Origin of the sequence: Pseudomonas sp. JV245A (assembly GCF_032424515.1) — a bacterium.
Lineage (GTDB): Bacteria > Pseudomonadota > Gammaproteobacteria > Pseudomonadales > Pseudomonadaceae > Aquipseudomonas > Aquipseudomonas protegens.
This window is the reverse complement of record NZ_VYKE01000250.1, coordinates 1-4,622: the sequence shown is the minus strand read 5'-3', so window position 1 is coordinate 4,622 and position 4,622 is coordinate 1. Positions and strand designations below refer to the sequence as shown.

The 4,622-nt window shown below is 66.4% G+C and carries 3 protein-coding genes and 1 pseudogene; all 4 read left to right on the top strand.

Annotated elements, in window-relative coordinates; genetic code table 11:
- The coding region (locus tag F6S12_RS29890) for a tetratricopeptide repeat protein (RefSeq protein WP_315869695.1) at positions 1–2,278 on the top strand (2,278 nt) is incomplete at its 5' end.
- Between the two features lie 28 nt (positions 2,279–2,306).
- Positions 2,307–2,828, top strand: a complete 522-nt coding sequence (locus F6S12_RS29885) for a transporter (protein ID WP_053151645.1) — start codon at positions 2,307–2,309, stop codon at positions 2,826–2,828.
- A 5-nt stretch (positions 2,829–2,833) separates the two neighbouring features.
- On the top strand, positions 2,834–4,204 hold the full coding sequence (locus F6S12_RS29880) for a PelD GGDEF domain-containing protein (RefSeq protein ID WP_315869694.1): 1,371 nt from the start codon (positions 2,834–2,836) through the stop codon (positions 4,202–4,204).
- Positions 4,182–4,622 (top strand): annotated as a pseudogene (locus tag F6S12_RS29875) (HEAT repeat domain-containing protein); the annotation flags it as partial. The gene F6S12_RS29880 and the pseudogene F6S12_RS29875, both read left to right, overlap by 23 nt.

The window sequence follows — 4,622 nt, the reverse complement described above, 5'->3', positions numbered from 1 at the left end:
GGTCTGGAACCAGTTCGCCAAGCGCTATCCGCTGACCAGCACCGAACGTGTGGACTGGGCCAACAACCACCTCAAGCTGTTCGATAGCCAGGGGGCCTGGAAAGTCATCACCGCGGTGGATGGCAACAAGATCAAGGACTTCAACTACTGGCAGTCCCGCGCCGCCCTGGCCTGGGACCTGGAACTGGACGACGAGCTGCAGCTGGCGCTGGAGAAGATGCTGGCGATCAAGGGCTCACTCAATACAGGCGACGAAAGCGAGCTGATTGCCCTGTATCGCACCCGCGATCCGCGCAAGGCCCTGCAATTGACCGTCGACAGCTGGCGCCAGGGCCACAGCCCGCAGCGCCTGGTGGCCGCCCTGCAACTGGCCCAGGAACTCCAGGACTGGCCTCTGGTGGTCGATTTGCTCAAGGAGGCCGAGCAGTACCCGGGGGCCAGCGACCAGTCACAGGTGCTGGCCGCCCGCGCCGCGCTGGCGGTGCAGCAGGGCCAGACCGATCTGGCCCTGCGCCTGTATCAACAGGGCTTGAGCCGCTTCCCGGACGACAACACCTTCCGTGAGCGGCTGCTGTGGCTGTATGTCGATCTGGGCCGCACGGGCGAGATCAAGCCGCTGTTGCAGCAATGGCGCTCCCTGGCCCGCAGTGACAGCAGCCTGTGGCTGCCGTTCGCCGCCGCCAGCCAGTTGCTCGGGCGCAATACCGAGGCCCTGGCCTGGTATCGCCTGTACTTGCAGGCCAACCCCCGGGACTGGATGGTCCAGGCCGCCTATGCCGATGCCCTGGAGGGCGCCGGTTATGCCGACTCGGCCCAGCGCTTGCGCCTGCGGCTCGATCGCCAGGTCAGCCCGGAGCAGATCCGCGCCACGCCCCAGGGCTATGCCACCTGGCTGCGCCTGCTGGCCAGCAGCTATTCGTCACGCAAGGCGCAGAACAAGGCCATGCAATGGCAGGACGGCTCCAAGCCGATGCTGCAGCTGTGGTTCGATCAGTTCCTCGCGCGCCTGGATGACCTCAATCAGTCGGCGCAAAAGGATGAGTGGCTGGCCTGGGCCCGCAGCCGCGGTCTGAAGGTCAGCCGCTACGAGCAGATCCAGGAAGCCCTGCGCGGCAGCAATCGCCAGGCCCTGGAGCGCCTGGTGGCCAGCGGCGACCTGGACCCGGCGCAGCAGGTCGAGGCCTTGAACAGCCTGGGTCGCAGCGGCGAAGCGCTGGCGGTGGGCCTTTCGGCACTGGGTGACGAGCAACCGGCGGCGCTGCGCGAGCAACTGCGCCGCCAGGCCATCGAGATGACGGAGCGCACGCCCCAGGGTATGCAAATCCCCTGGGAGCGCCAGGACTACGGCGGCCTGGTGTTCAACGGCCCGCGCCTGACCGCCGCGCGCTATCTGAACGACAACTGGTACGCCAAGCTGGTCCTGGAGCAGGGCCGCTACAGCGGCGATGTACTGGATGAGTCGCGCCTGGGCAATGAGACCAATACCGAACTGACCTTGCAGCGCCAGCTGGAGAACGGCAACTACAAGCTGATCTTCGACAGCAGCCTGCGCAAGGACGATGACCGCAACGGCCTGGGTGCCAGCCGCACCTGGCAACTGGACAGCGGCAACGAGCTGGACGTCGGTGCCGACTGGCACCGCAAGAACGAGGACAGCGGATACATGCGCACCTTCGGCCAGCAGGATGATGTCTGGGTGGGCGGCCGGCATCGCTATTCGGCCCGTGACCAGTTGTCCTGGAACCTGGCCCAGCGCTGGTTCTCGACCCGCGGCGGCGATGACCTGGGCAGCGGCCAGGCGTTGAAGATCGAGTTCGACCACACCTTGCAGTTCGAAGGGCCGAACTGGGAATTGCGCAGCGGTATCGACTACCAGCAGAACAGCCTGAACAACCGCTCGCTGCCCGACCTGGCCAATACCCTGGGCGGAGGCATCGATCTGGCCGGGGCCGATCTCGACAATCCGGAGCAGATCACCAGCCAGACCCTGCTGCAGAAGCGCTACGGCCAGCTGTTCTTCGGCAGTTCCTGGCGGCGCGGTTTCCCGGGGGCGCTGAACCGCACGCGGGGGCAATACACCTGGCTGGTGGATGTCAGCACCGGCTGGCAGTGGACCGACAACACCATCAACTACGCCATCAGTACCGGTGTCGGCACCGAGGTGATAGGGGATGACGAATTGGCAGTGACTTTTGGCTACCAGTCCGCGCCGCAAGGCGGGGCAGGCAAGTCCGGGGGCACTGCAGGTGTCAGCTACAGCGTGCGTTTCGGACGCTGATCATGGAATTCAAAGAGGAGTAAACCTTATGCAATCCATTCGTTGCGTGAGTCTGGCAATGGTCGCCTTGCTGATGGCCGGGTGCAGCAGCTTCACCGGGCAAAGCAGCCCCGAGTTGTCCAAGAGTGCGCGCTGGGGCGTGCTGCCGCTGGTCAACTATTCCCAGACACCCCAGGCCGGCGAGCGCAGTGAGCAGATTCTGCTCAGCGTGCTGAGCAGCCGCGGCCTGCAACCCCAGGTCTACACCGGTACGGCGGGGCAGGGCGAACAGGCCCTGCTCGACGACAACGAGCGTCTGGCCGGGGCCATGGACTGGGCCCGGGAGCAGAAGCTCGACTATGTGGTGTCCGGCAGCGTCGAGGAGTGGCAGTACAAGAACGGCCTGGATGGTGAACCGGCGGTGGGCATCAGCCTGCGGGTGGTCGAGGCCGGTACCGGCAAGGTGCTGTGGAGCAATAGCGGGGCCCGTGCCGGCTGGTCCCGGGAAAGCCTGGCCGGGGCCGCCCAGAAGGTGCTCGACAAACTTGTCGGTGACCTTCGGATCGAGTGACTGCCATGAACTCTCCACACATGGACTATGCGCTGGCGCCCCGCGCCAGCGGTCCGGCGTCCTGGCTGGAAACCTTTCTGGTGACCGCCCTGGTCATCGGCGTCGGCCTGTGGCTGGCCCCCGAGGACCCCTTGCAGGTGCAGGGCGAGTTTCCCTGGTCGGTGCTGGCGCCGCTGCTGCTGGGGGTGCGCTACGGGTTTGTCCGCGGCCTGATCAGTGCCAGCCTGCTGGTAGCGGCGTTCTTTGCCCTGCGTCATTCGGGGCTGGCGAGCTACGCCCAGGTCGCGCCGTCCTACATTGTCGGCGTACTGGTCTGCGGCATGCTGGTGGGCGAGGTGCGCGACCTCTGGGAGCGGCGTTTGCTGCGCTTGCAGATGGCCAACGAGTACCGCCAGTACCGGCTCGATGATTTCACCCGGGCGCACCAGATTCTGCGGGTCTCCCATGACCGCCTGGAGCAGCGCCTGGCGGGCAGCGACCAGAGCTTGCGCAGTTCCCTGCTGGGCCTGCGTGATCGGCTGCGCGCGGCGCCCAATGGCGGCGACCCGCTGAGCCTGCTGGCCGAGCCGGTGCTGACCCTGCTCGGCCAGTACGGCTCGCTGCGGGTGGCCGGGCTGTACCGGGTGGAGCAGGGCGCCAGTGCGGCGCCACAGCTGAGCCTCTTGGCCTCGATCGGCACCATGGGGCCCCTGGACAGCCAGGACCTGCTGGTGCGTATGTGCCTGGAGCGCGAGGAGCTGGTGAGTGTGCGTGAGGAGCTGCTGGATAGCGGCGCCCAGGCCTCGGTGTCGTCCTTGCAGGCCTGTGTTCCGCTGGTGGACACCCAGGGCCAGGTGCTGGCGATTCTGGCGGTGCGGCAGATGCCGTTCTTTGCCTTCCAGGAACGCACCCTCAGCCTGCTGGCCCTGCTCGCCGGACATATCGCCGACCTGCTGCACCCGGACCCGCAGGTTTTGCAACTGCAGAGCGCCGATGCCCAGCACTTCACCCGCCAACTCAAGCGTTCACTGGTGGATGTCGAGCGCCACGGCCTGTCCGGTTGCCTCTATGCCTTCGAGCTGACCCAGCCCAATGATGAACTGGCGCGGCTGTTCGAGCGCAGCCAGCGTGGCCTGGACCTGCACCTGAGCCTGGCCAATGCACGCGAGCACGAACTGTTGCTGGTGCTGTTGCCGCTGACCAGCGCCGAGGGCGCCCAGGGCTACCTGGCACGCCTGGGCAAGCTGGTCCACGAACACTTCGGCATGAGCGTGGAGCTGGCCGGCCTGGGGGTCAAGGTACTGCCCTACGACCTGGAGTCGGCCCGGCAACGCGATGGGCTGCGTAACTTCCTGTACAACGAGTGTGGCCTGAATGATCAGCAAGTGGCTGTTTAGCGGAGCGCTGTTTTTCGAGATCGGCAGCTGGGCCAGCCTGACGGCGCAGTTGCCCGACCTGCAGACCGCGCTGCTGTATGCAATGACCCATGGCATCGCCTGTGGCCTGCTGACCGCGGCGGTCTGGCTGCTGCTGCCGGCGCGTTATCGCCGGCCGTTGCCATGGAGCCCGCTGTTCATCTTCAGCCTGGCGTTCTTTGTGCCGCTGATCGGGGCCGTCGGGGTGATTGCCGCGATCTTTCCGGCGCTGTACCTGCCGCGCAAGCGCGAGGCGCAGACGTGGCAGGCGGTGGGCATTCCCGACCTGCCGTTTCGCGCTCAGACTCAACTGCATTCGCCCACCTTCGGTGACAGCGGGCTGCAGGATGTCTTGCGTCATGCGCCGGACCCCGACCAGCGCCTGGCGGCATTGCTCGCC